25 protein-coding genes and 1 pseudogene are annotated in these 26,089 nt (G+C 56.3%); 3 read left to right on the forward strand and 23 right to left on the reverse strand.

The features are described from left to right. Positions 1-227: 227 nt before the first annotated feature. The 17 genes from FVR03_RS18750 to FVR03_RS18830 all read right to left on the reverse strand — a co-directional run bounded on the left by FVR03_RS18750 (position 228) and on the right by FVR03_RS18830 (position 14,526). On the reverse strand, positions 228-884 hold the full coding sequence (locus tag FVR03_RS18750) for a response regulator transcription factor (RefSeq protein ID WP_147923307.1): 657 nt from the start codon (positions 882-884) through the stop codon (positions 228-230). Between the two features lie 5 nt (positions 885-889). Next, a complete protein-coding gene (locus tag FVR03_RS18755; RefSeq protein ID WP_187270222.1) occupies positions 890-1,675 on the reverse strand; it encodes a sensor histidine kinase in 786 nt (261 codons plus the stop codon). Positions 1,676-1,697: 22 nt separating this feature from the next. Beyond that, positions 1,698-2,357: a hypothetical protein gene (locus FVR03_RS18760; RefSeq protein WP_187270223.1), complete on the reverse strand. Its 660-nt coding sequence runs from the start codon at positions 2,355-2,357 to the stop codon at positions 1,698-1,700. Between the two features lie 67 nt (positions 2,358-2,424). Beyond that, a complete protein-coding gene (locus tag FVR03_RS18765; protein WP_147923310.1) occupies positions 2,425-2,841 on the reverse strand; it encodes a hypothetical protein in 417 nt (138 codons plus the stop codon). Positions 2,842-3,230: 389 nt separating this feature from the next. Then, complete coding sequence (locus FVR03_RS18770; protein WP_147923311.1) at positions 3,231-4,028, reverse strand: hypothetical protein; 798 nt, start codon at positions 4,026-4,028, stop codon at positions 3,231-3,233. Between the two features lie 63 nt (positions 4,029-4,091). Further along, entirely contained in the window at positions 4,092-4,910 is an 819-nt protein-coding gene (gene traN / locus FVR03_RS18775) for a conjugative transposon protein TraN (RefSeq protein WP_147923312.1), read from the reverse strand. Between the two features lie 36 nt (positions 4,911-4,946). Next, complete coding sequence (traM, locus tag FVR03_RS18780) at positions 4,947-6,275, reverse strand: conjugative transposon protein TraM (RefSeq protein ID WP_147923313.1); 1,329 nt, start codon at positions 6,273-6,275, stop codon at positions 4,947-4,949. 31 nt (positions 6,276-6,306) lie between these two features. Next, positions 6,307-6,633 carry a hypothetical protein gene (locus FVR03_RS18785; protein WP_147923314.1) on the reverse strand — a complete coding sequence of 109 codons (327 nt, stop codon included), beginning with the start codon at positions 6,631-6,633 and terminating at the stop codon, positions 6,307-6,309. A gap of 2 nt (positions 6,634-6,635) precedes the next feature. Beyond that, on the reverse strand, positions 6,636-7,253 hold the full coding sequence (gene traK / locus FVR03_RS18790; RefSeq protein WP_147923315.1) for a conjugative transposon protein TraK: 618 nt from the start codon (positions 7,251-7,253) through the stop codon (positions 6,636-6,638). Between the two features lie 57 nt (positions 7,254-7,310). Further along, positions 7,311-8,537, reverse strand: a complete 1,227-nt coding sequence (traJ, locus tag FVR03_RS18795) for a conjugative transposon protein TraJ (RefSeq protein WP_147923316.1) — start codon at positions 8,535-8,537, stop codon at positions 7,311-7,313. A 72-nt stretch (positions 8,538-8,609) separates the two neighbouring features. Next, positions 8,610-9,221: a TerB family tellurite resistance protein gene (locus tag FVR03_RS18800; protein WP_147923317.1), complete on the reverse strand. Its 612-nt coding sequence runs from the start codon at positions 9,219-9,221 to the stop codon at positions 8,610-8,612. Positions 9,222-9,257: 36 nt separating this feature from the next. After that, positions 9,258-9,905 (reverse strand): hypothetical protein, encoded by a 648-nt coding sequence (locus FVR03_RS18805; protein ID WP_147923318.1) that lies wholly within the window; start codon positions 9,903-9,905, stop codon positions 9,258-9,260. A gap of 24 nt (positions 9,906-9,929) precedes the next feature. Further along, complete coding sequence (locus FVR03_RS18810; RefSeq protein ID WP_147923319.1) at positions 9,930-10,613, reverse strand: conjugal transfer protein TraI; 684 nt, start codon at positions 10,611-10,613, stop codon at positions 9,930-9,932. Between the two features lie 50 nt (positions 10,614-10,663). Further along, positions 10,664-13,147 carry a TraG family conjugative transposon ATPase gene (locus tag FVR03_RS18815; RefSeq protein WP_147923320.1) on the reverse strand — a complete coding sequence of 828 codons (2,484 nt, stop codon included), beginning with the start codon at positions 13,145-13,147 and terminating at the stop codon, positions 10,664-10,666. Positions 13,148-13,187: 40 nt separating this feature from the next. Then, positions 13,188-13,526, reverse strand: coding sequence for a DUF4133 domain-containing protein (locus FVR03_RS18820; RefSeq protein WP_147923321.1), 339 nt, complete (start codon positions 13,524-13,526; stop codon positions 13,188-13,190). A 12-nt stretch (positions 13,527-13,538) separates the two neighbouring features. Beyond that, positions 13,539-13,868 (reverse strand): DUF4134 domain-containing protein, encoded by a 330-nt coding sequence (locus FVR03_RS18825; protein WP_147923322.1) that lies wholly within the window; start codon positions 13,866-13,868, stop codon positions 13,539-13,541. Positions 13,869-13,932: 64 nt separating this feature from the next. Further along, on the reverse strand, positions 13,933-14,526 hold the full coding sequence (locus FVR03_RS18830; RefSeq protein WP_147923323.1) for a hypothetical protein: 594 nt from the start codon (positions 14,524-14,526) through the stop codon (positions 13,933-13,935). A 177-nt stretch (positions 14,527-14,703) separates the two neighbouring features. On the opposite strand from FVR03_RS18830, the gene recD2 reads away from it, so the two are divergent. After that, complete coding sequence (recD2, locus tag FVR03_RS18835; RefSeq protein ID WP_255474296.1) at positions 14,704-17,229, forward strand: SF1B family DNA helicase RecD2; 2,526 nt, start codon at positions 14,704-14,706, stop codon at positions 17,227-17,229. Positions 17,230-17,306: 77 nt separating this feature from the next. Here recD2 and FVR03_RS18840 read toward each other — a convergent pair whose 3' ends face one another. The 6 genes from FVR03_RS18840 to FVR03_RS18865 all read right to left on the reverse strand — a co-directional run bounded on the left by FVR03_RS18840 (position 17,307) and on the right by FVR03_RS18865 (position 24,654). Beyond that, positions 17,307-17,591 carry a hypothetical protein gene (locus FVR03_RS18840; RefSeq protein ID WP_147923324.1) on the reverse strand — a complete coding sequence of 95 codons (285 nt, stop codon included), beginning with the start codon at positions 17,589-17,591 and terminating at the stop codon, positions 17,307-17,309. Beyond that, positions 17,581-17,925 carry an ArsR/SmtB family transcription factor gene (locus tag FVR03_RS18845; RefSeq protein ID WP_369410465.1) on the reverse strand — a complete coding sequence of 115 codons (345 nt, stop codon included), beginning with the start codon at positions 17,923-17,925 and terminating at the stop codon, positions 17,581-17,583. Before FVR03_RS18845 ends, FVR03_RS18840 begins: the two co-directional genes overlap by 11 nt. A gap of 83 nt (positions 17,926-18,008) precedes the next feature. After that, complete coding sequence (locus tag FVR03_RS18850) at positions 18,009-19,457, reverse strand: TolC family protein (protein ID WP_147923326.1); 1,449 nt, start codon at positions 19,455-19,457, stop codon at positions 18,009-18,011. A gap of 150 nt (positions 19,458-19,607) precedes the next feature. Continuing rightward, positions 19,608-22,748: an efflux RND transporter permease subunit gene (locus tag FVR03_RS18855; protein ID WP_147923327.1), complete on the reverse strand. Its 3,141-nt coding sequence runs from the start codon at positions 22,746-22,748 to the stop codon at positions 19,608-19,610. Between the two features lie 246 nt (positions 22,749-22,994). Next, positions 22,995-24,125: an efflux RND transporter periplasmic adaptor subunit gene (locus FVR03_RS18860; protein WP_147923328.1), complete on the reverse strand. Its 1,131-nt coding sequence runs from the start codon at positions 24,123-24,125 to the stop codon at positions 22,995-22,997. 136 nt (positions 24,126-24,261) lie between these two features. Then, positions 24,262-24,654, reverse strand: coding sequence for a hypothetical protein (locus tag FVR03_RS18865; RefSeq protein ID WP_147923329.1), 393 nt, complete (start codon positions 24,652-24,654; stop codon positions 24,262-24,264). A 344-nt stretch (positions 24,655-24,998) separates the two neighbouring features. Between FVR03_RS18865 and FVR03_RS18870 the strand changes: the two genes are divergently transcribed. Continuing rightward, entirely contained in the window at positions 24,999-25,382 is a 384-nt protein-coding gene (locus FVR03_RS18870) for a helix-turn-helix domain-containing protein (RefSeq protein WP_147923330.1), read from the forward strand. Between the two features lie 192 nt (positions 25,383-25,574). Next, a pseudogene (locus tag FVR03_RS18875) lies at positions 25,575-25,970 on the forward strand (transposase); the annotation flags it as partial. Positions 25,971-26,089 lie beyond the last annotated feature (119 nt).

Raw genomic sequence — 26,089 nt, forward strand, 5'->3', positions numbered from 1 at the left:
AACCTGACTTACAACCTGTTTCGCAAGGTGCAACTGAGCCCGCAGTGGATACGTGTGTCCTAACCGGAAGGAGGAGAATTGAAAATGACTGACAGTGAGAAACTTGAATAAAATGCTTCTGTAAAGGCAAACATCCTGATTAGCTAAAAATAAAGCACCAGGTGCTTACAAAATAGGAATAACAGTTTTTAGGAGTGCCCTTGACTCATCGGCCAAAGGCTTTACTCCTACTCCACATTATGTATCCTCTTCCGGATGGCATACAGCACCAGGCCCACCCGCGAGACGACATCCAGCTTGCGGAACAAGGCACTCCGCGTAGCTTCTACCGCCCTGGGGCTGATGTTGAGGACAGGGGCAAAGGCCTTGTAGGGCAGCTCGGTACAGGAAAGCCTGATAAACTCCCTCTCCCTGTCCGTGAGCACGATGGCAGGAGCAGGCTTTGGAGCCAGGTCTTTTTTGAGCAGCTCGCTCACACTGATGGAAAAGTAGCTGCCGTTCGTCTCCAGGGCCTCCATGGCCATGCGCAGTTCGGAGGGGTCTGCATTTTTGAGGACGTAGCCATCCACCCCGCACTGGAGCATCCGGAGCACCGTCTCATCGTCCTGGCCCATGGTAAGGGCAAGTATTTTGATGTCCGGGTGATGCCGGTAGAGCCATGTAGCGGTTTCAAACCCATCCATAACAGGCATGTTGATATCCAGCAGGATAAGGTCCGGCAGGTTGCCGGGCAGAAGTTTCTGCTGGAGGTCCCTGCCGTTCTCTGCCTCCAGGGTGACTGTATAGCCGCTGAACCCGTTGATAATCTCCAGGATTCCTTTTCGGAAGAGGCGGTGGTCATCCACCAGCGCTATTTTCTGTGGACGGTACGTCTGTTGTGTCATCGCTTTTAGGGTAAAGGTAGAGATAGTGTCAGCCGGGTGCCGGCTCCTTGTTCCGAGTTAAACTCGCACCGGGCACCGATGAGTTCAGCACGGTATCGGATGTTCTGCAGCCCGGTGCCCTGCACCACCGTATCGCCTGTTTCTTGCTGCGTCAAAAGGAAGCCCTGCCCGTCATCCTCGATCGTGAGGGTGAGCATGCCGGGGGTGAAGGCGATCTCCACGGTAATGTGAGCCGCATTGGCATGGCGGAGGCTATTCTGGAGTGCTTCCTGAGTTATGCGGTAGAGGAGCAGCTTTTTATCCGGGTGGAGTTGCTGCGCTTCCCCGCGAAGGTTCAGGCGCGTTTCCACCGTACCCGTCTTTTGGATGAGCGCCAGCTGGAGCTGTAGCAGCTCGGAAAGAGGTTGCTGGCGCAGGTGGTGGCTATTCAATTGCCTGGAAAGGTGCCTGAGATCTTCAAGAGCCTGATCCAGGAGGAGCCTGGCGCTGTCAGCCCGATCTGCCAGTTGGGCGTGTTCCGCCTCGTCCGACGGACGCAGGTGCAGCCGCGCCAGCGAGAGGAGCTGCCCCACGTTATCGTGAATCTCCTGCGCGACCGACAAAAACGTTTGTTCCTGCATCTCCAGCCGTGCCTGGAGGATCTCCTGCTGGAAGGCTGCGTGCAACCGGTCCACCTCCGCCTGGTGCCGACGCCGCCGCTGCTCGTGCCGGAAGGAGAGGAGGGCGATGAACAAGCCCAGGAGCAGGAACAAAAGCGTGCCGAGGGTAAGGAGGAGCAGGATATCAGGCATAGGACCGTAGGTGTTTAGATTTTTAGTTTTCATCTGGCTGGTGCCCGGTTCCCACGGGCTTTCCCACCAGCAGGAAAGCGACCAGGAAGAAGAGGTGCAGGGCATACCCCAGGAAGACACTCAGGTAGTAAGCCGTATGGGCCTGCTGGTAAGAGCGGAGCAACAACCTGTTCATCAAACCATCGACAAAAAAGCTGCCCAGGGAGTAAAGCAGGAGGCCGGTCGTTACCCAGAACATCGGTTCCCGCAACAGGTCCCGGGGATACAGGCCCAGGTAGGTTTCGCGGTAATAGAGCAGGCACCAGCAGGAAAGGAGCACATTTTTAAATGATCGGGCCATGGAGTTGTACTCGCCTGTGCCCTGGAAGCGGACGGTCAGCCAGCTTACGAGCACGAGGTAGAGCGGCAGGGAGAGAAGGAGGAGCCTTCTGTTTGTCCGCTGCCGAAGGGTGAAGTAATACACCAGCGTGAGGAGGATATACTGCAGTGGGATGAGCAGGTGGTAGATATACAGGTTCCGGGTGAGCTGCAGCGCCAGGTAGGCGGCATAGGCCTCCAGCACCAGTGTGAGCGTCAGGGCAACGCCAAGTACCCGCAGGCTGCCGGGAAGGAGCCTGAACCTGGACAACCACAGGCATAGGGGCAGCAGGAGGCAAAAGAAATGGAGGTACATTTCCCACATGTTAATTTAGTACTTTCAAGGGTATTAACTTAATGTTATGCCATTGAAAGTACTAAATTATTTTGTTTTATCCCAGCAGTTCGTCACCCGGGCAGTTGCGGATAGGGGGGCAGGCGCAGCAATCGTCCACGTAAATTGTATTATCCCCCTTCGCCAGTACCCCGGCCTGCTGCACTGGTGCCAGGAAGAGCAAATGCCGGCCATCGTCCCCGATGCCATAGTACACCCGGATGAAGGGGCTGTCCGGGCTGTGCCCGATCATGCGCAGGACAGACTCGGTCGTGAAGTTGGCGGCCCGGATCATGATGTCCCCCTGCGGCGGCTGCAGGGAGGCCAGGTAGGTCTTGTAACGGTCGCAGCGGTCACGTAGCTCCTGCAGCGTCACGGCTGTCTCTGTCAGATCGTTTCGGCTGAGGTCTGTGAAATCACATGGGTCGGCCTGTGGTTGGCCCTCCTGCATTACTTTGGTCAGTAGTTTTGGCATCGCTTTTAAAAGTTTGGTGAAGGTTAAAACAGTGATTAATCTTGGAGGAACACAAATGTGGTCCGGGTGTTGAAAGGTAACAGGCGTTTGCCTGAAGGTGTGTGAGGGGTGTGGCTGTAAGCGTGTTAGCTGTTGAAATACGAACAGGCCTCCTGTGTAAAATCACAGCCTTTCCGTGCAAAAGCACCTCGTGTAAATTGATTTTTAACCTACAAGCCTGTGTTTTTACACCGCCCGATTCCGGTTCAATAACAAGCGGAACCGGGGATATGCAGTTGATCCATTGTTGAAAATCCCGTTACTAATCAGGCAGCGCCGCTGTGTTTCTTTTTTCGCTGCGCCTGTCTGTACCGCCAGGTCAGGTGAATAGCTGCAAAAGCGGAAATCGCTCAGGGAGACATCCCTTTCTTCCGGGACCTTTTCGGCTCCTGCCGTTCTTCCGGTGATGCTTCCTGCTTGGTGGCTCTCCGCTCCGCCACCTGCTGTTTAATCGCTTCAGCCGGCGATGTCTCCTGCTTTAGCTGAATCGACTCCCGCTTGACGGGCTTGTGGTGCTCGTTGTACACCTGGAGTGTTTTGAACTGCGGGTTAGCCTCCAGGTAGTGCTTCGCTTCCCGGCCTTCCTGCAGCGCTGTCACCGGCACCGTATTGCCCCGCTGCAGGGAACGGAGCAGCTGTTCTTTCTGCTGCGGGTCCTGCAGCTCCTTGATCGCGTACGGCTGCAATGTTTTCTCCAGGTCGAACCCGTAGTTCTCGTGGTATTGCTTCACTTTGTGGTTGCCGTGCGGGTCTTTATTGCCCAGGTCCAGCTGCAGCCAGGCTTTATAGGATTGCCCCTCGGCATTGACCAGGTCCTTGTGCACGGCTCTGCCCTCCAGCAGGTTGTAGGCCTCACGGGAGGTGATGCCGCTGTTCTTGTGAAGGTAAAAGGTCTGGGAGGTCTCGGAGGCGGAGGCATCGGGTTTCAGGGTGGCGTCATACTTGTTGAAAAAGTACAGGTCGCTCTGGTCCGACTTTCGGAAGTGCAGCGTATAATTGACGGTGCTGTTGAAGTAAGGCTTCTGCAGCTGCAGCTCGAAGACAGGCTTTTGCGCCCGCACCTGCTTTTCCAGTTCCTCGTTTAAGGTTTGGCCAAAGCCCAGGTACTTCAGCCCTTCTTTCAGGTAATCCAGGTTATTCTCATTCATAATAATATGTTTTTCAGTTTATCATTGCTGTTGTATATAGGGTGAGCCACTGCAGAACAACTTTCAAAGCAACAGGGGGTATGCCTGCAGGATATCCCGGCCCCGTATGTTGAGCCGGAGGTGCCGGCCGCCTTTCGCCTCGAAGAGCTCCAGGATCAGCTCCTTTCCTTTGGTGACTGGCGCTTTCTCTAAGGCAAATACCAATACTTTGCGTTCACCTGCTTCCAGCTTCGAATCCTGCAGGCCATGGGTGTGAAGCGGTCGGAGTTCCGCTTCCTGCGTAGCCGTCCGCTTGATCTGCCGGCGGTCCCGGAGGCTGAAGCGCACGAAGTCAATGTCGTAGGAGGCAGGCGATGCATTTGAAAGCACCACCCGGTAAAAGAAGGTGTTATCCTGCACGTAAAGGCCTTCCAGCACGGCCTTTACCTTTCCTGCTTTTGCCTTGACACCGTAGAAGCTTTTCGGCTGGGTGGCCAGCAGGCTGCAGATGGTTTGGAGCTGTTGCTGGTTCAGGGCCCTGTGGGTGAACACGACCGGCGCGTCACCGGTAACCGGAACAGGCAGTCGCAGCAGCGTGGTGGCAGGTGTTTCCGCATAAGTCAGGGTGAAGCTGTAGAGTCTTCCGTCAGCGGTGAGGACGGTAAGGTTCGTTTCCGCAAACTCCGGGCGGGCGGCTTTGAGTTGGAGCACGTTGTCCACCGCCGTTGGCAGCTGGGCCAGCACATCGCGGCTGCCCCGGTCCACGCTCTTGATCGCGTAAGGGAAGACCAGGGTGGTGGTCTTGCGGAGCGTGAGCTCCAGGGTGTCCGGGTAGTCCTGCGCGGAAGCGGCCTGTTGCCATAAAAGCAGGCAGCAGACCAGAAGAAGGAAAAGCTTTTTCATGATCGGTTGGTTAGTGAATTAAAAATAGATTTCAGGTTAGCGGCGGGTACTTTGGTCTCGCAGCAGGAGGCGGTGCCCGGCGGTGACGGTGACCTTGACCTGGCGTGCGTTGCGGCTCAGCAGGCCTTTGGCGGCCTCGATACCGGCACCGGCTGCCTGGGCGCCGACGGAAGGAGAGAGCATGGGCAGTTGCAGGCTTTGGCTGACCGCCCGGTCCGCCCCCTGTTTGGCGGCATCCCGCGTGAGGGCACCGGGGATGTAGAGCCCCGGTTGCCCATCCAGGTCATAGGCGGTGAATACCACGGGTAACACGGCCCCCTGGTAGAGGATAGAGGTCACCTCGACGTGCAGGCGTTCCCCGTGAAGGCGGCAGGTGCCGTAGACCAGCGTGCCGGCGGGTACCGGTGCTTCGGCCAGAATAATGTCCCGGAGCAGGCGCATCTTCACCGTAGCCCCGGCTGTCAGCGTCCTGGTCTCGTGGATGGCCGCCTCCACGACGTTTCCGGCTTCACCGGTTTGTCCCGGACCGGGATCCTCCTGCAGGCCATAGAAGGCATTTATCGGAAGAGAGGTAGGGAAGGATTCCTCCTGCTGACCACCCGTGCGTGTCCCTGTTTCCAGGTTGGATTCCTGAATCCTCGCAACGGAAGGTTCCAGTAGGGTGACGGAGGCTTGATCGGTTGAGAGGGGCAGCGTCTGCGCGTGCTGTTGCTCCTCCTGCTGCTGCCTGGCCAGCCGTTCCGCTACCCGCCCGGGGTGCTGGATGTCGAGGATGCGCTCGAGCATGTGCTCCAGTTGCTGCAACTGCGGGTCATCTGCGCTGTTACCGTTACCCATCCGCTGCATCAGCGCTTCCAGACGGTCCACGTCCTGGCTGAAGCCGTCGGGACGCTTGATCGATGCCCGGGAGGAGACCAGGGCCTGCCGGACCTGTTGGTTGCCGGTGGGAGAAGGAGCCGGTTCGATGGCTTTTTCCAGCTGGGCCAGCTTCCGGTTGAGCTGCGCCTCCTGCGGATCGGTGAAGACTGTGACGCTGGTGTCCATCGCCTGTGGCGTTTCTTCTGCCTCCTGGGCAGGTGCGAATCCCAGGCGTTGCAGCAGGTGAGGGGAACCGGAAAGCTGCCTTGCTTTCTGTTTCGCCTGCTCGTAGTGGCTGAGTTTGTCCTGCCCGGCTGCCTCCTTCAGTTGCGCCTCGGGCAAGTGCAGGTTCAGCCCGTTTTGCCCGGCATCGGCCTGTCGGGGTTGCCGGGAACCCTGTCCGCCGCCCAGGTTCCAGAAGGCCAGGGCCAGGAAAGGGAGCACCAGCAAGGGGAGCACCACAAGGAATTTTCGTTTGCGCAGGAACGCTTCGGCATGTGTTTTCATGATCTGTCTGTTGTTAGGAATTGAATTCTAGTTAAGGGTAAAGGGGAATGCTGTCTTTTAAGAAGGGCTGCTCCGTGATCAAGGTGTCTGTGGCGCTGCTTTGCCCTGCTGTCGTTTTCCCTGGTAGTACCCCCTGCACCAGGCACCAGAGGCTGGCAGCACCGAAGAGAAGGCAGAAGAGGAGCAAGGCCACCCGTTTACCCCGTGCCGAAAGGCGTCCGTAACAGCGGCCGCAGTAGCTAGCAAGCCGGCGTTGCCGCTTCAGGATAACCCCGGCCAGGATGCCGGCGGCTTTGTCCAAGGAGTCTCCTGCCTCAGGGGCAGGTTTGTCTTTTCGGGGTTTGCGGAAGAGCAGCATTTTTAGCGGGTTTGGGTGTGCAGGTCCCTGTTCTCCAGGGTGGTCCAGCGCTCGATCATAAAGCCGTGCGGGTTATTATCCGAGCGGGAGACCGTGCGCAGGTAGCCTTCGGTGACGAGGCGGCGGTGCAGGATGGAGGTGGCGCGGATGAGCTTCTGCCGGGCATAGCAGCGGAAGTAGTAAGGGGGCCGCCCCGTGTCCACCCGCACGCTGTCGATGCTGATCTGCTGGCTGATGTTACCCGAGATCAGCCCGGAGAGGTAGCCGCTCTCGCGCAGGTTATCGTAGGCCCGTTTGGCCGAGGCATCTGCCAGGTAAAGCGCCTTGCGCATGTTGGCTTCAATCACTTTGTCATCCGGGTCGAGGGAGAAGAAGAAGTGGTGGAAGGTACGCACATGGTCCCGGGCCTCCACCGGGATGTTGTCCCGCCGTCGGGAGGAAAAGGCTTCGAGTGCCTTGTCCCCGGCCAGGACATAGGTGCGCTCCTGCACCTGCTGCACCTGGCGGTAACTCAGGTAAAGAGTCACACAGCAGACCAGGGTACAGGCCAGCAGAAACACCAGGCTGAAGGTGCGGATATGGCGGAAGGCGCTGTCGATGTTTCGGAGTTGTCTGAACATGGTTTTGAAAAAGATTGAAGACACAGGACATAAGACATAAGATTTTTTTGTCGCGACTCACCAGGAGTCACCGGAAAGGCGGCCGTGTTGGTAGTGATCGGATGGGGAGCCGCTCCTTGCGTTGCTGTCCGGGGAGGGAGCGCTGTCGCCTTGGCTGAACATGCCCGGCACCACCGCAGCGGCTCCCTGCCCGACGGCCCCGGCGGCATAGCCCAGACCCGCGCCTGCCGTGGCCACACCCGTGCTGGCGCTCGCCTGCAGGAGGTTGGTCACCTTCATCAGGAGGGCATTGCCTCCCCCGGCGTGCACGATGTAATTGGCCACGTTCGGCACGGTGAAGTAGCCGACGATGCCGATGAGCAGGAACACCAGGTAGGCCGTGTCGGTGGCGCTGAAAAACGTGTCGCCCTGGATTTCCACCTGGCTGATGTCCAGTAAAAGCATGTGCTCCTGGATCTTGCCGATGATGCTGCCGAAGATGTTGGCCACCGGCAGCCACATATACACGTTCACGTAGCGGGCCATCCAGACGGTGAGCGTGTGCTGGAACCCGTCGAAGACGGCGAAACCGAACACGAGTGGCCCCAGGATGCCCAGCACGAGCAGGTAAAAGGTGCGGACGGTGTTGAGGCAGAGCGAGGCTGCCTCGAAGAGGAGTTGCAGCACCTCCGAGAGCCATTGCTTGATGGCGTGGCGGAAGCCGAAGGAGAACCTGGCCATGGCGAACTTCATGTCATTGCCGATACTTTCGAGCAGGCCTTCGCCTTCCCCCGTGGGATCCTCGGGGTGCAGGTAACCGTACCACCTGTCGCGGTCGCCGCTGCCGTCGGGGCCCACGTAGAGCTGCCAGGCATCCGAGGATCGTATGGCCGCCTCCTTCTGTGCCAGGAGCAGGGCGATGGCCTTGTCCGAACCCTCCACCATGGCCCCGGTCGCCGTGACGGCCGGCTGCAGCACGCCGTTGAGCAGCGAGAGCACGGCGGGGAAGAGCAGGATGGCCAGGCCCAGGGCGAAGGGGCGGAGCAGGGGGTAAAAGTCCACCGGCTCGGCGTTGGCCAGGTGGCGCCAGACGCGGGAGGCGATGTACCAAAGCGCGGCGAAGCCCGCCAGGCCACGGCCCACGTCGATGAGCTGTCCGCAGAGGGGAATCATCTCCGAGTAGAGCTGGTCGAGCACGGCATGCAGGCTGTGCATGTTTTGCGCCACACCTTGTGCCCGTGCCGTACCCGGCAGAAGGAGCGCCGGTAGGAGCAGGGGGATAAGAATAGAGAACTGCTTTTTCATTGGGGGCAGATTAGAGAACATAGAAACCTGTATAATGGCTGTTACTAGCGGAGGCGCCTTGCAGAAGGCCTCTTACCGAAGGCCGTGGAGCTGTTGCAGCGCCCGGACTTGACGGTGTTCCTTTTGCCGCTGCAGGGCCAGCAGGGTTGCCTGGCGGTTGAAGTGGCGCAGGAATTCGAGCCGCTCCTGCATCTGGGAGAAAATAGCGTCGATGGCCTGCAGCCTTTCCCCGTCGCTCATGCGCAGCTCCCGGGCCGTGAGCACCAGCGTGAGCTTGTCGAGCAGCCGCAGGCTCTGGTTGAACAGGTTGCCGTACACGGAGGTGAGGTAGCGCAGTTCGTCGGGGGAGAAGTCGCCCTGCTGCCGGAAGCGGTCATAGGCGCTTCTGTATTCGGAGAGCAGGCTTCGCTGGCAGCGGATGATGGCCGCCACCTGGCGGTAGTCCCGTACCGCGGGATTCACCGCCAGCAGCCCGTCCAGGAAGGTCTCGTGCAGGGTAAAGTTGCCTTCCGAGAGGGAGACGATGGTGCCGTAGCCTTTGCTGATGAGTTCGTAGCCCTGCCTCATGTCGGAGACGATCTGGCGCAGCTGGCTGAGCTTGGCCACGTTGAGCAGGAGCTGCTGGGCTTCCTCCGCCTGCGCCCTGGCCTGTGGGAATGGCCACAGGATAAACAGCAGGAGCATTACGAAGAGAATCGGTGACCGGGGTTTCATATGCTTTCATTTAAGGCCATGTAATACGATGCTTTTTTCTGCTTCCTGTTTCGCCTTTGCCCGTTGCAGCGCGAGTGTTTGAGCTTCCCGGGTAAAAGAGCGGGTGACGGCATATTTGTCGCGCATAGAACCGTGCAAGGCCTCCAGTTGCCGGAGGCGCTCCTCGTCACGCAGCTCCAGCCGGGAAGAGAGCAGGAGCGCGAGTGTCTCCAGGTCCTGCAGGCAGGCCTGCAGGATCGTTTCCTTCACCTGCCGGAAATAATCCAGCTCCGCTGCCTGCAAGCGCTTCGGCTGTTGTTGTGCCGCCAGTGCCTCCCCGAAGAGCCGCAGGATGGCGGCCTGGCAGGAGAGGATATCTGTAACCAGGGGGGCATTCCCGATAGCCGGGTTCACCATTTTTAAGTTGCCAAAAAAGGCCTGGTGCAGGCCAAGGTCGCCATTCTTGCTGTGTTGCACGGCGTGCATCCCCTCGGTGATCAGCGCGTAGCCGTCCCGCAGGGTACCGGCGTAGGCCTGTAAGGCTGCGATCTGCTGCACCAGGTAGTCTTTTTTGGTTTTCTGTTGCCGGAACCACTCCTCCCAGGTCTGTGCCCGTCCGGGGAGGGAGAGCAGCAGGAGTAGCAGCAGGAGCAAGGGTCTGGAGATAGCTTTCATGATATGGGTTGCTGTTGATTTTATTTAATCTAAGCCATAGAGATGCCGGATGGCCTGCACGTTGTTTCTCTCCTTTGCCCGCAGCAGGCTCAGCTGCACGGTGCGGGCGTTGAAGGCGCGCAGGTCGCTGTAGTTCTGCTCCAGCCGGTCCGCGGCCTGGTCCAGGAGCTCCAGCCGGGCCGCATCGGGCATTTGGGTGGCGTAGGCGCGGACCAGCAGCAGGACCTGGTCCAGGTTCTCCTCGCTTGCCCGGAGCAAGCCGTTGTAGACCTGCTGCAGATAGGCCAGCTCGGGAGGGGAGAAATGCGGGTCCTGCCGGAACAACCCGAAGGCCCGCCGGTATTCGGCCACCAGGGCGGCCTGCGTTTGGATGATGTCCCGTACCCGCTGGTAATGAGCGAGGGCCGCTTTCACCTTGCGGAGCTCCTCGAAATAGTCGCTGTAGAGCAGGCGCTGCTGCTCGGTCCACCGGGCGATTTCGGTGAGGCGCAGTTCGGAGAGCTTGTTCTCCAGTACCTTTTGGGCGTTCTGCAGCCAGATGGTCTCATTCTGCAGCCGCTGCACCTGCAGGTCCAGGGCCACGATGACTTTCTTCACGCCCGCCTTGATGGCTTCCGTGACCGGGTCCTGTGCCCGGACCGGCTGCGGGGAGCTGACCAGCACCACCAGCAACAGGGAGAGGAGCAGGATTGAAACATTCTTTTTCATAAGGTGCAGTTTTAAGGGATTGATGTTGCGTCCATTTTACTTTGCCAGATTTATATTTCATTTTGCTCCTTGCGCATTTCCCGGGCCAGCTGCGCAATACCCCGGCGCCTGTCGCCACCGTATTTCTCCGCGTAGGCCTGTACTTTCACCTTCTCTGTCTCTTCCGTCGTGTAGGTCAGGTATTCTTCCAGCGATACCTCGGTGCGGTAAACACGGGAGCGGGTACCACCCAGGCTGATGAAGACTTCCTTGTATTTTTTGCCCGGGTCGTTGGCCTTGTTGACCGAGAGTACCAGCGCCTTCTCCTTCTCCGTGAGCCCCAGTAGTTGCTGAATATCATCGAACTTGTGCAGGTACTTGCCCTGGTCGAGCAGGATTTTGCAGTCCGAGTTGTTGATGATCGCCTGCTTGACCACGGGAGAGGAGATAATATCCTCCACCTCCTGGGTCACCACAATGGCCTCACCGTAAAACTTGCGCACCGTTTTGAAGAGGTACTTGATGTATTCAGCCATGCCTTCGCGGGCAATCGCTTTCCAGGCCTCCTCGATGAGGATGACTTTGCGGATACCTTTGAGCTTGCGCATTTTGGAAATGAAGACTTCCATGATGATAATGGTCACTACCGGGAAAAGAATCGGGTGGTCCTTGATGGTGTCCAGCTCGAAAACGATGAAGCGTTCGGCGAGCAGGTCCAGGTTCTCCCTGGCGTTGAGCAGGTAGCCGAACTCCCCGTCCCGGTAATAAGGGCGGAGCACGTAGCGGAAGTTGCCGATGTCAAAGTCCTTCTCCTTTACCCCGTCTTCCTGCAGCTTTTCTGAGAAAACCGTGCATACGAACTCGTAGAAAGAGTCGAAGCAAGGGAAAAGCTGCGGGTGTTCCTGCAGGTGCCGGAAGTACAGGTCCAGCGCGTTGGAGAGGGCCACGTATTCGGCGCGGGAGAAGGTTTCGCTGTCCTTTTTCCAGAGGGCCAGCAGGAGCGTTTTGATGCTTTCTTTCTTCTCCGTGTCCAGGCTGTCTCCCTTCCCGATATAGAAAGGGTTAAAGCGGATGGGCTTGTCCTCCCGGTACGTGAAGTAGTAGCCGCCGACCAGTTCGCACAGTCCTTTGTAAGAGTGGCCCACGTCCACGAGCACAATGTGACTGCCCTGCTCGTGGTAGGAGCGCACCAGGTGGTTCGTGAAAAAGGACTTGCCGCTGCCCGAGGGACCGAGAATAAACTTGTTGCGGTTGGTGCAGATCCCCTGCCGGATCGGCTCATCCGAGATGTCCACGTGCACGGGCTTGCCCGTGAGCCGGTCGCCCAGCCGGATACCCACCGAACTGTCGGAGGAGCGGGAACCGGTCTCCAGGCTAAGAAAGCAGCAGGCCTGCTCTAAAAAAGTATCAAAAGTCTCGTTCACCGGGAAGTCCGCCTCGTTGCCCGGCAGCCCGGCCCAAAAGAGCTGCGGGGCCCCGTCGGTCTCCAGCTTGGGCGTGGCGTCGAGCTGGGCCATGGCCGAGGAAACGAGCGTCCGCAGCTCCTTCTGCCTTTCCGGCTGCTCGGTCCAGGCCAGCACGTTGAAGTGGGCCTTGACCGGGAGGCGTTGCCGGCCGATGGCCTCCTGGAGGAACTGGTGCGTGGCATCCCGGGCCAGGGCGTTCTCGCGGGAGTAGGCCGAGAGCGACTGCAGGCGCAGGCGCTTGCTCTCCAGGCGCTTGAGTGTCCGGGTGGCATCCTCCAGGAAGATGTACTGGTTGTAGAGGTGGTTGCAGGGCAGCAGCTGGCCCAGCGGGGCGGCAAAGCCGGTGCTGAACCGGGTGCGGTCCGTGGAGTACCTGTCGTAGGTGATGCGGGGGCCGCAAAGCGAGGGCAGGTGCGCGGCATCGGCCAGGGTGAAGAGTTGGCAGTGCTTGGGGCCGATGCGGATGCCCTCCTGCAGGTGCAGGTCCTGGAGGAGCGGGGGAGCGCCTTCGGGCAGCAGGCAGCAGTACCGCTCCAGCAGGCCCGCTTTTTTGACCGTGCCGGCCAGTTCGGCATCCCCCAGCCGACGCAGGGTGACAAAGCCGCTGTCGCGGAGCACGCGCTCGAACTGGCCCGCCTGGTCGAGGAACTCCTGGTAGAGCAGGGGCTGCAGGGTCTGTGCCGGGGCCAGGGAGCGGCGCAGCAGGTTGGAGACCAGGGAAGTGGCCGTCCTTCTCTCACCTGGTTTTTTGGTGAGGAAGATGTAGCAGCGGTGGTCCAGGTAAGGCCGCCCGTGGAAAAAGCGCTCGCTGGCTTGGGACAGGAAGCTTTGCCCTTCTTTCGAAAGATCTGCCCGGTAGGTGGTTTCCAGGAACCAGTCCTGCTTGTGGAAAACAGAGAAAGCGGGTAGCAGGCGGATGGCCTTGATAAAGGCTTGGTGCAGGGCCTCGTACTCGGCATCGGAGAGGGTGAAGAGCTCGGGCAGCGTCGCCTCATAGGCGAGCGTGATGTCGCCCTGCCGGGAAAGGATCGCCCCGTGCTCCACTTTATAGACCGGCAGTAGTTTTTCCAGGTCAATCGGCTGTGCCATCGGTGTGCTTGTTAGGAATTAGTGGATTTTAATGAGGGGGTTATTTCGTCTCCTCCGCCTGTTTTGCCAGCACCCAAAAGGTGCGGCGGGTGCTGAGGCGGATGTAGCGGGGAATGCTGCGCCGGGCGAACTTCTTGAGCAGGCCGTGCTCCCCGTAGGTTTTGTTCAGATGGTAGACACCGGTAAACAAAGCAAATCCCAGGAGCAGGATCAGCGGCAGGCAGAGCAGCAGGGGCACGCGGGCCAGGTACAGGCCGGCAAAGAGCAGCAGCAGGAAAACAAGCCCTGCCGCCAGGTAGCCGATGTACTGGGCCCGCAGCCCCCGGAACTCGATCGGCCGGTTAATGCCCTTGTTGATGGGGTAGACACTGTTGGCCATGGCAGGAACCGGTCAGACGCCGAAGAAGGAGCGAAGTACCGTGGCCACCACCACCAGGAAGATACAGCTGCCGAACCAGGCGGCGGCCACCTTGCCGGTGTCCGGCTCCCCGCCGTTCCACTTCTGGTAGACCTTCACAGCGCCGACCAGGCCCACGACGGCGCCGATGGCGTACATCAGGCTGGTGCCGGTGTCGAAGTAGCCGGCCACCAGGCTGGTGGCCTCGGCGATGCCCGCGTTGCCGTCGCCCTGCTGGGCACTGGCAGAGAAGGCGAGGAGAAGCAGCAAGGCGCCGCCGGCGGTTGCTTTTTTTGAAAGGTGACGGGAGATAGGCGTTTTCATACACGATTGGTTTTAGGTGAAGGAAAAAAGATGATTAAATGACAAAGGAAACAACCGGAGAGGGTCAGGCGTCGGACCATAATTCCTGCAGGTCCTCCGGGTGGAGGGGAAAGGGAAGAGAGGCCTGAGTTTCCTGGAGCAGGAACAGCTGCAGTTTTTCCCGCTGCCTGGCCTGCACCGTGCGGCTGTAGCGGGCCGTGATGAGGCGGAGCAGGGAGAGGAACTCTTCTTTTTCCATGCTGGTTTCGGCCACCAGCTCCAGGAGGGAGGTAATTTCCTGCAGGAAATCAGCCTGATGGGGCAGGGTAGGTGCCGATGCCGAGCCGTTAGGAAGGGCCGTATCCAGGCTGGGTTCGTTTGCTTCGTCTGCTTCTGTCTCTTCGCTGATGGGGGCAAACTGCAGTTCTGCAGCTTCCGTGAGGACGAGGGTTTCCACATTCCGGACACTACCGGCTGCTGTCGTATCGGCATTAGTCGGGAGCGGTACCTCCTGTCGGGAAGAAGTGAGGTACACTTTTGGCAAAAGCCGGTCCACGGTTTTCGCCAGGAGTGCTTTGATCGCATGCCGGTAGAAAAGCCAGAGCACGGTGGCGTAGTAGAGGAGCAGGCAGGTGCCTGCCGTAAGAAAGAACTGGGTCCAGGTAAGGTGTCGGAGCATGGCCTTCTGATTTTTCCGCTGCCGCCCCGTGCGACAGCTTACAGAAGGCAAGATGGGGGGAAGCAGGGCCTCTTCTGCACAAGGCGTCCCGTAGTAGGGAGAAATAAAAGGAGAAAAATGTTCAGGACCCCCTACAGGATAAGGGGAGAAATAAACTTTGCCTTTTACCCTTTTCCCATGCTGATCCGATTGCCTATCTTTGGTTTTCCATTCTCGTATATGCAGGTTCCTGACAGACATCCTTCCGCCGAACCGGAGAAACTATCCGGTATCGTCAAACGCATTACCTTCCATAGCGCGGAGACCGGTTACAGCGTGCTGAAGGTAAATAGCTTCCAGCGGCCGCAGGAGGAGGTCACGGTCATTGTCCACCAGTCCAAGGTCTTTGCCGGGGCCACGATGGATTTCTATGGCGAGTGGACAACGCACCCCAGCTATGGCCTGCAATTCAAAGCCAGCCAGGTCATCGAACGGAAGCCTGCCACGGCCAATGCCCTGGAAAAGTACCTGGGTTCCGGCCTGATCAAAGGCGTAGGCCCGGTGACAGCCAAAAGAATCGTCAAACACTTCGGGGACCAAACGCTGGATGTGTTTGATACCAGCATCAAACGGCTCACCGAGGTGGAAGGTATCGCCCGGCTCAAGCTGGAGATGATCCGCAAGGCCTGGACAGAGCACCAGGAGATCCGGAACGTGATGCTGTTTTTGCAGTCCCACCAAATCTCCACCTTGTTTGCCGTCAAGATCTACAAGACCTACGGCAATGAGGCCATCGAAATAGTCAAAGATAATCCCTATCGTTTGGCGACAGACATCTATGGCATTGGCTTCTTCTCTGCCGATAAAGTGGCCCTGAGCCTGGGGCTTGCGGAGGACTCCCCCCAGCGTATCCGGGCAGGCATCGGGCATGTGCTGCAACATGCCCGGGAAGAGGGGCATTGCTACCTGACCCAGGAGCAGATCCTGCGGGGGGTAGGGGAACTGCTGTCCTTAATTGATTTTGCTGCCATAGAAGCTGTTCTCGTGGAGATGGAGAAGAAGGAAGAACTCAAGGTGAGGCTCCTGCCGGATGAGAAGGTAGTGGCCCTGAAGTGTTTCTATGCCCACTCCCTCTACTACGATGAGCAGTACATCGCTACCAAGGTCAAAGAGCTGGCCAGGGAGCAAATCAAACTTGACAGCGAGCAGTTGCAGCAAGACCTGGAGGCGTACTGCCAGCAGCAGCATATCACTCTAAGTGAGGAACAGCGGCAAAGTGTGCTGCAGATAGCCTCTATGCGGCTCTCCATCCTCACGGGTGGACCTGGGTGCGGCAAAACCACCACCACCCGTGCCCTGGTAGGCGTGCTGCAGCTGATGGCCAGGAAAGTCCTGCTGGCAGCCCCGACAGGCAGGGCCGCCCAGCGCATGAGCGAGGTCATCGGGGTGGAAGCCAAGACGATTCACCGCCTGCTGGAATGGGACCCCGGCAAGGGAGGCTTCAAGCGCCATGAGCTGGACCCGCTGCAAACCGATGTGCTCCTCGTCGATGAGTGCTCGATGCTGGACGTGCACCTGGCTGCCGCTCTGCTCCGGGCCGTGCCTGCCGGTTGCCAGGTGGTGCTGATAGGGGATGCCGACCAGCTGCCGGCCGTGGGCGCAGGCAACGTACTCAAAGATATGATCGCTTCCGGTATAGTTCCCTGCCTGCGGCTGACCCAGGTGTTCCGACAGGCGCAGGAGTCGCTCATCATCTCCTATGCCCACCAGATCAACCGGGGAGAGGTGCCCAGGATCGAGTCACCCTTTCACCGGGCCCCTGTCTGGCAGGAGAAGAAGGACTGCCTGTTTATCGACTCCGAGGAGGCCACCACCGAAGAGCTACGGTTCATCTCCAAAGTGAGGAGACTGGCAGGGGAGGAGTCGGGAAATCCTGCGGAGTCCGCGATGGCAGCAGAGCCGCCCGCCGAGTACTATAGCCAGGGCAGCAACTTGTCCATTCCTGCTAAATTTGCTCATGTGGATGTGGAGGCACTGCTGCAGGCCAACAGCCATAGTCAGGAGCTAAAGGAGGTGATTCAGCGGGTGCATCCCTGGTCCTCTTTGCATTATGGACTCTCCGCGGTGGGCATGGTAGAGAAGCTGTATGAGGCGACCATTCCCAAGTACTACGGCAAAGGGACGGAGATACAGATTCTCTCACCCATGACCAAGGGCAGCCTGGGCACCGCCAACCTTAACAAAGTCATTCAGGAGAAGGTAAATCCGGCAGGAGCAGGGAAAGCACAGCTGACCGTAGGAGGGAGGCTGTTCCGGGAAGGGGACCGGGTGATTCAGAAGCGCAACAACTATGACCTGAACGTCTTCAACGGAGATATAGGCACGGTCACGGGAGTGGACAATGAAGAAATGGAGCTTCTGGTGGGCTTTAAGGCAGGCAAGGAGGTCAAGGAAGTACGGTATCAGAAGGAGCACTTGCTGGAACTGGATCTGGCCTACGCCATCACGATCCATAAGTCGCAGGGGAGTGAGTTTGAAACGGTCATCATTCCCATCGTCACACAGCACTTCGGCATGCTGTTCCGTAATCTGGTCTATACCGGCATCACCAGGGCCAGGAGACTAATCGTCTTCGTAGGGACAAGGAAGGCACTGGCCCTGGCGGTGAACAAGCAGAACACCGCCATCCGGCAGACAGCTCTGGTGCATCTGCTCTCAGCTTGACGATATTTCTCCTGCAGAGAGAAGGTGCCCTTTCCTTCAAGTAGATGATTTGCATTAGCTTTTCAAATAGCATTGACTCAGACGGTGTAGCTATCTCTTTTCTCCTTAAAATCCCGGAAAGTATGGAAAAAAAGCATGATGGAGGGGATGTGCTGACGGTCCCCCATAAAGATCGTAGCGGTTTGAAAGTGCACCGCTTCCAAACCGTCACCGGTTTGTTGGGCTGATTCTTCTATTTTTCGCTTAGCAGCTGGTTCAGGTTCTCCAGCGCCATCACAAACCCTTCTTTGAAGCCCATCTTTTACCGAGATTGTTTTGTTTTCCTTGTCAACGGAGAAGTCCGTGAGCAGCTTAGTTTTCATCTTTCTTCGATTTTAGGTTGATTAACACTTGGTCAAGCTGGTTGAACCGGACATCCCAATGTTGTCTGAATTGTTCCAGCCATTTATCTGTTTCCTTCATCGTATCCGATTTGGAGCGGTAACAGATTTCTCTGTCCGCCTTTTGCTGCTCCACTACACCGCATTCTTTTAAGAGCCTGATGTGCTTAGAGACAGCCTGCCGGCTTACCTCGAACTGTTCGGGCAGGGCGTTGGGTGTTATCGCCTGCGTGATGAGCATCACCAGCATGGCTTTTCGGGTCGAGTCGGCGATGACTTGAAAAACGTCACGCTTCGTACAGCTTATTATACGCAGCCAATCTGCTGCTCACCGGGTTGTCCAAAACAAAAAAGAGGTATGATGCGCGCCATACCTCTTTTTACTGAACCCAAACAATGCTACTCCTGCCAGCCCCCACCCAAGGCACGGTAAAGCCTTACCGTAGACTGGAGAATGGATTCGCGGGTATTGGTTAGATTCAGTTCAGCTTCCAGCACGCTGCGCTGTGCCATAATAATTTCGAGGTAAGTGGCGTAGCCGACGGCAAAAAGGTCATTAGATGTCTCTACGGCATTTTGCAGCACATTTACCTCTTCCTCTTTCAGCGCGGCCACTTTCCTGTAGTTCTCGATCTCGTTCAGGCTGGTCATAACTTCCTGCACACCGGTTAAGACTGTACTCTGATAAGCCGAAAAGGCTCTGAATCGGTTGGCATCTGAGCTCCTGTATGCAGCCTGCAGGTGATTTCGGTTAAGCAGGGGAGCAGAGAGCCCGCTTAACAAGCCATAAGCCAGAGAAGCAGGCTGGAACAGCAGCGATGCGTTAAAGGCACTAAAGCCAACATAAGGAGATATGGTAAGCGAAGGAAGAAAAGCTGCCCGGGCTGCCTCTACATCTACTTTGGCTGCCACTAGCTCCAGTTCCGCCATCCGGATGTCGGGTCGCCTGCGCAGCATCTCCGAGGCGACTCCGGCCCGGGCCTCCTCCGGGAGTTCCTGTTCGTAAAGCGATCTGCCGCGGGCAATGGGCTGCGGGAACCGACCTAATAGCCTGTTCAGCTGGTTCTCTACCCCGACAATCTCCTGCTCCTTCTCTACTTTCAGGCCTTTGGTGTTCAGCAGTTGGGCCATGAACTGCTGAACGGCAAGCTCTGTGGCCCTGCCGCCTTCTTTCTGAACCTTGATCAGCTCAACCCCGATTTGCTGAAGCTCTATGTTGCGGTTCAGCGTTTCCAGCTCAACGTCGAGGGCCAGCAGGTGATAATACAGGTGCGCCACATCCGCAATCAGGGAGGTCACCACCAGCTGTCTGCCTTTTTCGGAGGCCAGGAAGCGGGCCATCGCGGCTTTCTTCGATTTCCGGAGCTTACCCCAGAGGTCTATCTCCCAGGAGCTGCGCAGGCCCAGGAAGTAATCCGGCACCAGCGGGTCCGACACTTTCTGGTCGTCCGTAACATTGGGCGACAGGTTGGTGTCGTAGTTGCCCACGCCTGTCATGGTATATTTCCCGAATCTTTCTGCCCCTACGGCACCCACGCCTGAAACCTGCGGCAACAAGGCGCCCTGGGCCATCTGCACATTGGCACGGGCTATTTCTATCTGCTGCGCAGCAGCCAGCATATCCGGGTTTCGGTACAGGGCCGTATCGATCAGGGCAATAAGCGCGGGGTCTTTAAAGAACTCCCGCCAGGTCAGGTCGCTCAGGCTGGTAGAGTCAGTTCCGGCACCAAAGGCAGGAAGGGTCGGAGTGGCGGGCAATGGCGCGGGGGCGGCCACCTTGCAGGCGCTCATAAGCGCCGCCAGCGCCAGGGCGGCCATCGATTTATAAACAATTCTATTAAAATCCATAAAGCTGAAAATCAATAAATAGGTTAGAGTGGATATCTAGCACACAGGCCAGTTTATCCCTGAAAAAGAAATTCCGGTTTTGTACCTGATTATAAGCATCAGAAACTCAATTTCTAATTTTGAATTTTTAATTTCTAATTTGACTATCTACTAGGCAGACTGTAACGTTTTTGCCTTTTTGCCGCGCCCGACAGAGGCGAACAGCACATACAAGCCAGGAATAAGCAGGATGCCGAAAATTGTGCCGAAGAGCATGCCGCCTGCCGCAGCCGAACCGATAGAACGGTTACCCATGGCGCCGGCACCAGACGCAATGCACAACGGTATCAGGCCGGCCACAAAGGCCAGTGAAGTCATCAGGATAGGTCTGAAACGGGAAACCGCTCCGTCTACCGCTGCCTGCAGTACAGTACGCCCCTCTTTCTGGCGCTGAATGGCAAACTCAATGATCAGGATGGCATTTTTGCCAAGCAGACCAATCAGCATCACGAGGGCAACCTGGGCGTAAATGTTGTTCTGCAGCCCCAGGAGCTGCAAGGTCAGGAAGGCACCGAAAATCCCTGTCGGTAGCGACAGGATAACCGGTAAGGGCAGCAGGAAACTCTCGTACTGCGCTGCCAGAAGCAGGTAAACGAAGATCAGGCAGATGAGGAAAATGTAGGCGGCCTGGTTTCCGGAGAGGATCTCCTCGCGGGTCATGCCGGACCACTCGTAGGTGAAGCCCTTTGGCAGCGATTCTTCCGCCACCCGCTCAATGGCCTTAATGGCGTCGCCACTGCTATAGCCGGCCGCCGCACTTCCGTTTATCATCGCGGAGGTGTACATGTTGTAGCGTGTCAGTTGTTCCGGTCCGTACACCCGTTCCAACCTTACGAACGATGAAAAAGGAACCATCTCCCCCCATTGGTTTTTAACATGCATTTTCAATACATCGTCGGGTTTCGTTCGGTAGCCGGGCGATGCCTGCACCATCACCTTATACATCTGGCCGAACCGGATAAAGTTAGACGCATAATAGCTACCCATCAGCGTTTGGAGGGTGCCCATCGCATTGTCTACCGTCACGCCGTTTTTGGCGGCCATGTCCTGGTCCACGTGAATCATGTATTGCGGAAAGCTCGGGTCGAAGCTGGTAAAGGCGGCGCTCACCTCGGGGGCACCGCGCATGGCCTCTATAAAGTTGTTGGTCACCTTCGCCGTCTCGGTCAGGGTAGCGGTTTTGTCTCTTGCCAGCACCCGAAGCTCAAAGCCGCTTGAGTTGCCAAAGCCTGGCACGGTGGGAGGCGGGAAGTACTCAATGCTGGCATCGCTTAGGTTTTCTGTTTGTTTCTCCAGCTCCGCGATAATGGCTTCCACGGATTCGGAGCGGTCGTCCCAGGCTTTCAGGTTAATCATGCCCATGCCATAAGAGGCGCCCGCAGCATCAGTCAGGAGGCTGAAACCGGCCAGTGTCGATACGTTCTCCACGGCGTCTATTTTCTGTGCCGCTTCCTGAATTCTGTCCATTATGAATTCTGTCCGCTCCACGGTGGCCCCTGGAGGCGTGGTCACGTTCACATAGATCATGCCCTGGTCTTCTGTCGGGATAAAGCCTGTCGGAAGCACTTTGGTGATGCCCCAGGTGCAAACCAGGAAGAAGAGCAAGATGCCCAGCGTAACGGCCCTGCGGCCTGCTATACGGCTGATAAGGCCTCTGTAAGAACCTTCTACGGCATAGTAACCAGTGTTAAACTTGCCAAAGAACTTTTGCAGCAGGCTTTTCTTTTTATGGTCTGTGTGCGTGTTCTTCAGCATGATGGCGCAAAGTGCCGGGGTAAGCGTTAGGGCATTTATACCCGAAATTACAATGGCAATGGCCAGCGTAAGCGAGAACTGCCGGTAAAACACACCAACCGGGCCGTCCATCATGGCAACAGGAACAAACACCGCCGACATAACCAGTGTAATGGCTATAATGGCCCCGCTTATTTCTCCCATAGCCTCCAGCGTGGCCTCTCTGGCTGGCATGAGCTTTTCATGCATTTTGGTATGCACGGCCTCCACTACCACAATGGCATTATCGACCACAATACCTATGGCGAGCACCATCGCAAACAGGGTAAGCAGGTTAATGGAGAAGCCGAACAGCTGCATAAAGAAGAACGTGCCCACCAGCGATACCGGCACCGCCAGCACCGGAATCAGGGTGGAGCGGAAATCCTGCAGGAAGATGAACACCACGATAGACACGAGCAGGAAGGCCTCGATCAGCGTCCAGAGCACTTCCTCCATAGACGCATCCAGAAAGCGGGACACGTCGTAGGCAATGTTATATTCCATGCTGGGTGGGAAGGAGGCTTCTTTCAGCTCCGCCATTTTCAGTTTCACGTTCTCGATTACCTCTTTGGCATTGGAGCCGGGGCGTTGCTTAATCATGATGGAGGCAGAAGGCCTGCCGTCGGTCTTGGAAACCATGCCATAGTCCATGGAGCCGAACTCGATATCGGCTACGTCTTTCAGGCGGAGCACAGAACCCGATCCATCTTCGTTAGAGCGGATAACGATCTCTTCGTACTGCGAAGGCTCAAACAACTTGCCTGTGAAGCGGAGCACATACTGGAGCGTCTGCGATGAGCCGCCGGAGCTTTCACCGGCTTTGCCGGGGGCCGCTTCTACGTTCTGAGCCCGTATGGCATTGATCACATCATCAGGCGACACCCCGTAGGCTACCAGTCGATCCGGCTTCAGCCAAACCCGCATGGAGTACTCCCGCGATCCCATAATTTCGCAGAAACCCACGCCATCGATCCGCTTTAACTCCTGCAACACGTTGATGTCGGTGAAGTTGAACACAAACTTTTCGTCTGCATCGGGGTCCTCGCTCATCAGGTTCAGGTAGAGCAGCATGCTGTTAACTTCTTTCTCAGTGGTCACACCGGCCTTGATCACCTCTTCAGGCAGCTCGTCGAGTACAGTGGTCACGCGGTTCTGCACATTAACTGCCGCCAGGTCGGGGTCTGTGCCTACTTCAAAGAAAACCTGGATAAGCGTAACGCCATTGTTGCTCGATACCGACGACATATAGGTCATGCCGGGCACACCGTTAATGGCCCGCTCAAGGGGAGTGGCCACGGCATTGGTGCAGACCTCGGCGTTGGCGCCGGTATACTTGGCCGTAACGGTAACGGAGGGCGGCACAATTTCAGGGAATTGCGTGACCGGCAACTGTATAATCGCCAGTACGCCCAGAAGGACAAAGAATAAGGAGATAACCAGCGAAAGAACCGGCCTTTGGATGAATATTTTTAACATGAAAATTTAAGTTGTATACATACCTGCTTTCCGGAAGGAGCAGGGGCACTTGTTCGGATTCTATTTAAATGTTTAAACACCGTGTCTCGTTGACCTTCGGCCAGCCGGCCCGGAAGGCGTGCCACGGGAGCCCCTGCTACCGTTGAGCAGCAGGGCACCGAACACACCTTTCCGGGAACCTGCCGGGAAAGGGCGGTTACAAGTTTAGGTGAACAAGAGCGCGTTCACGCTCTAGACGGGGGAGATTTACCCAGGGTTGGCGACTAGCAGGCTATCCATCAGAACAAGCTCAGGCTCAATGCTGAGGCCTTCTCTAAGAGAATGCACTCCTTCGTAAACCACGCTTTCTCCTTCTTCCAGCCCAGACGCTACAATATAGAAATGAGATAGCCTGGCTTTCGGCTCGAAATTCTTGATCCTGACTTTGTTGTCTTTGTCGACTACATATACAAAGTTCTTGTCCTGAATCTCGAAAGTGGCCTTTTGCGGGACCAGCAGGGCGCCGTCTACTGCATTTGAAAGTCTTATTTTACCACTGGAGTGGTGCTTGAGCAGCTTTTTCGGGTTAGGGAAGGAAGCTCTGAAGGCAATGGAGCCCGTGTTGGGTTCAAACACACCTTCCATGGTTTCGATTTCACCCATAAGCGGGTAGGGAGTGCCATCGGCTAATATCAGCTGCACCTGGCTGCTCCTGCTGTCGGAGCCATCCTGCAGGGCTTTCGCATAGGTAAGATACTCTTTCTCCGAAACCTCGAAATAAGCATACACAGCCTGCAGGTCCGATAAGGTGGTGAGCAGTGCGCCCTCGCTTATAAGGCTGCCGGTTTTTAATGGAATACGATCGATAATGCCTGAAAAAGGAGCCTTGATGAATGTATAGGAGAGCCTGGTGGCGGCGTTGTCCTGGGCAGACCGGGCCTCTTCAATCCTGGCTTGGGCAGCTTTATGCCGGGCCTTCGCCACGTCCAGTTCAGATTTCGAGATCACCGCTTTTTCTACCAGCAGGCGCACACGCTTTACCTCTACCTCGGCTGTGAGCGCCTCGGCTACCGCGTTGTCGTAATTGGCTTTCGCTTTGGCCAGTTCGGCCTCGTACTCTGCCGGGTTCACCCTGAAAAGCGGCTGGCCTTTCTTCACTTCCTGGCCTTCGTCTACATAGACCTGGTCCAGAAAGCCATCTACCCTGGCGCGTATTTCTACGTGCCTTTTGGCTTGGATATCAGAGACATAGTCGTTGTGCAGCGTGGTGTCTTTCGTGATAAGTTTTGTAACAGGTAAGGCCGGGGCATCATTTGAGGGGTTTTCTGGCTGGCCCTGGGCGGTGCAGCCTAATATAAATAAACTAACTGCCACTAAATAAATATTATGGAGATTCATATCTTGACTTGATGAATTTTTTACGGAAAGGGAAATAGGAATCGCAGGAGCTTCCATACAAAGCAAACATGACCTTGCTCTGCATACAAGAACCCGGAGAAGGGAGGGAATGTCCTCCGGAGGAAGACGGGGGAAGTTAGAAGGGGGTTAACCGGAACAGATAGCCATGGTACTCCGATAGCAGGAAGCCCAGGGCTTTATAAGCAAGCGGTGTGCCTGCACTAGGAGTAAAATGTCGTGAGGGGCCAGTATCAACCTTATTGAGGATGGCCTCGGGCACTAATTTTACAGACCGGGTTTTGCCGACTCTGCCCAAATCTTTTCGGGGCGACTCTTCAATGAGCTCAAGATATTCTTCGAGCATCAGCTCCAGTGGCGAAGCGTCCTCTTCTTCTTGCTGAGCAACAGCATCTGAAACGAAGACAGGCTGCGGATTATAAAATGCCGAGTTAACGAAGTGCTTCGGGGGTAGGAAAGCCTGAATGATGAAAAACGATAGTATCAGCCAGTTAAACCTTCGCCAGAACATTGAAAAAAAATTAGAATTAAATTAAGCTGAAAAGTAAATCCCAAAATTAAGAAAATTAAGGCACAGAATCAATAAAAGACTGTGTCGAATGTTAAAATAATGATAAGTTAGTTGCTGATTCAATCCTGATGGCAGCTTTGCCTTATTGGAACAAGAGAGATTGTATGCCTAAACAGGAAAACGATGTCCATGGCTTTTTACCATTTTATATGCGTGACCAAATAAATTCATATAGAACCAAATATATATTAAGTAAGGGGACAAATTTATTTTGCAGTACGTTGTTTTTCTTAGGTATGGGTAAGATACGCACAATAGAGATAAGTGGAGCATAACGGCAGGAGATGGAGGAGGGTTATCGCTCGGGAGAGAGCCATGCTTTTCGGCAGCGTTGCCAGTTGGTGCTATTGAAAAGTGAAGGCCGCACTTCAGAGCAGGTGGGCCAGCTACTGAAGATGCATCCGGTGACGGTAAACAACTGGTTGAATCGCTACCAGGCAGAAGGCATAGCCGGTCTTGCTACCAAGCCAGGCAGGGGACGCAAGCCTGTCTTTGAGCCAGCCCGTGACCTGGAACAGGTGCGTAAAGCGGTTGTGGAGGAAAGGCAGCGGCTGAGCCAGGCAAAGCTCTTGCTCGAGCAGCAGCTGGGCAAAGATTTCAGCCTCAAGACGCTCAAGCGTTTTCTAAAAAAGTTAAGTGCCGCTACAAACGCATCAGGAAACGGGTAAAAGGCAAGCCCGATGCCGCGCTTTATCAGGTGCGAAAAGAGGCACTGGAGTTGCTGGAAGAGCAGAGTCGGCTGGGGCATGCGGATTTGTTTTATGCTGATAAGAGCCAGGTTTCCCTTGAAGGGTATGTGTCCTATGGCTGGCAGTTTGCAGATGAACAAGTCTGTATAGAAGTCGGCTAAAGGCAAAGGCCTCCGCTGCTTTGCCCTCATCTCCAGGGACAACAGGATAAGGTATGCCACCAGTGAGGATAGCATTACTTCTGATTTTATTATAGAGCAGCTTGACAGGCTTTCGCTTGAGCTGGTAAAGCCGACAGTAGTGGTGTTAGACAATGCCAGAGTACACACAGCAGCCAAGGTGAAAAAGCAGCTGGAAGTCTGGCAGCTGCGGGGACTGTTTCTCTATTACCTGCCCGTCTACTCGCCACATCTTAACATTGCTGAAAGGCTGTGGAAAGAGCTAAAAGCAAGATGGCTCAAGCCGCAGGACTCTCTGACCACAGACACGCTCTTTTACGCCGTGAAAATGGCACAGGCTGCCGTGGGAAGAAGCCTACTGATGAACTTCTCTGATTATAAAATATAGTGTAATATAATTTTGCCCCTGTACTTAAATCAAAATCTTGTTTATAATGTAGGAGTTACGCAAAGTGTCTAAGTTTAGTAATAGAAGGTAACTTTTCTTAGATCATATTGGCTTAGAAT

The sequence above is a fragment of the Pontibacter qinzhouensis genome (assembly GCF_008017455.1).
GTDB classification, from domain to species: Bacteria; Bacteroidota; Bacteroidia; order Cytophagales; family Hymenobacteraceae; genus Pontibacter; species Pontibacter qinzhouensis.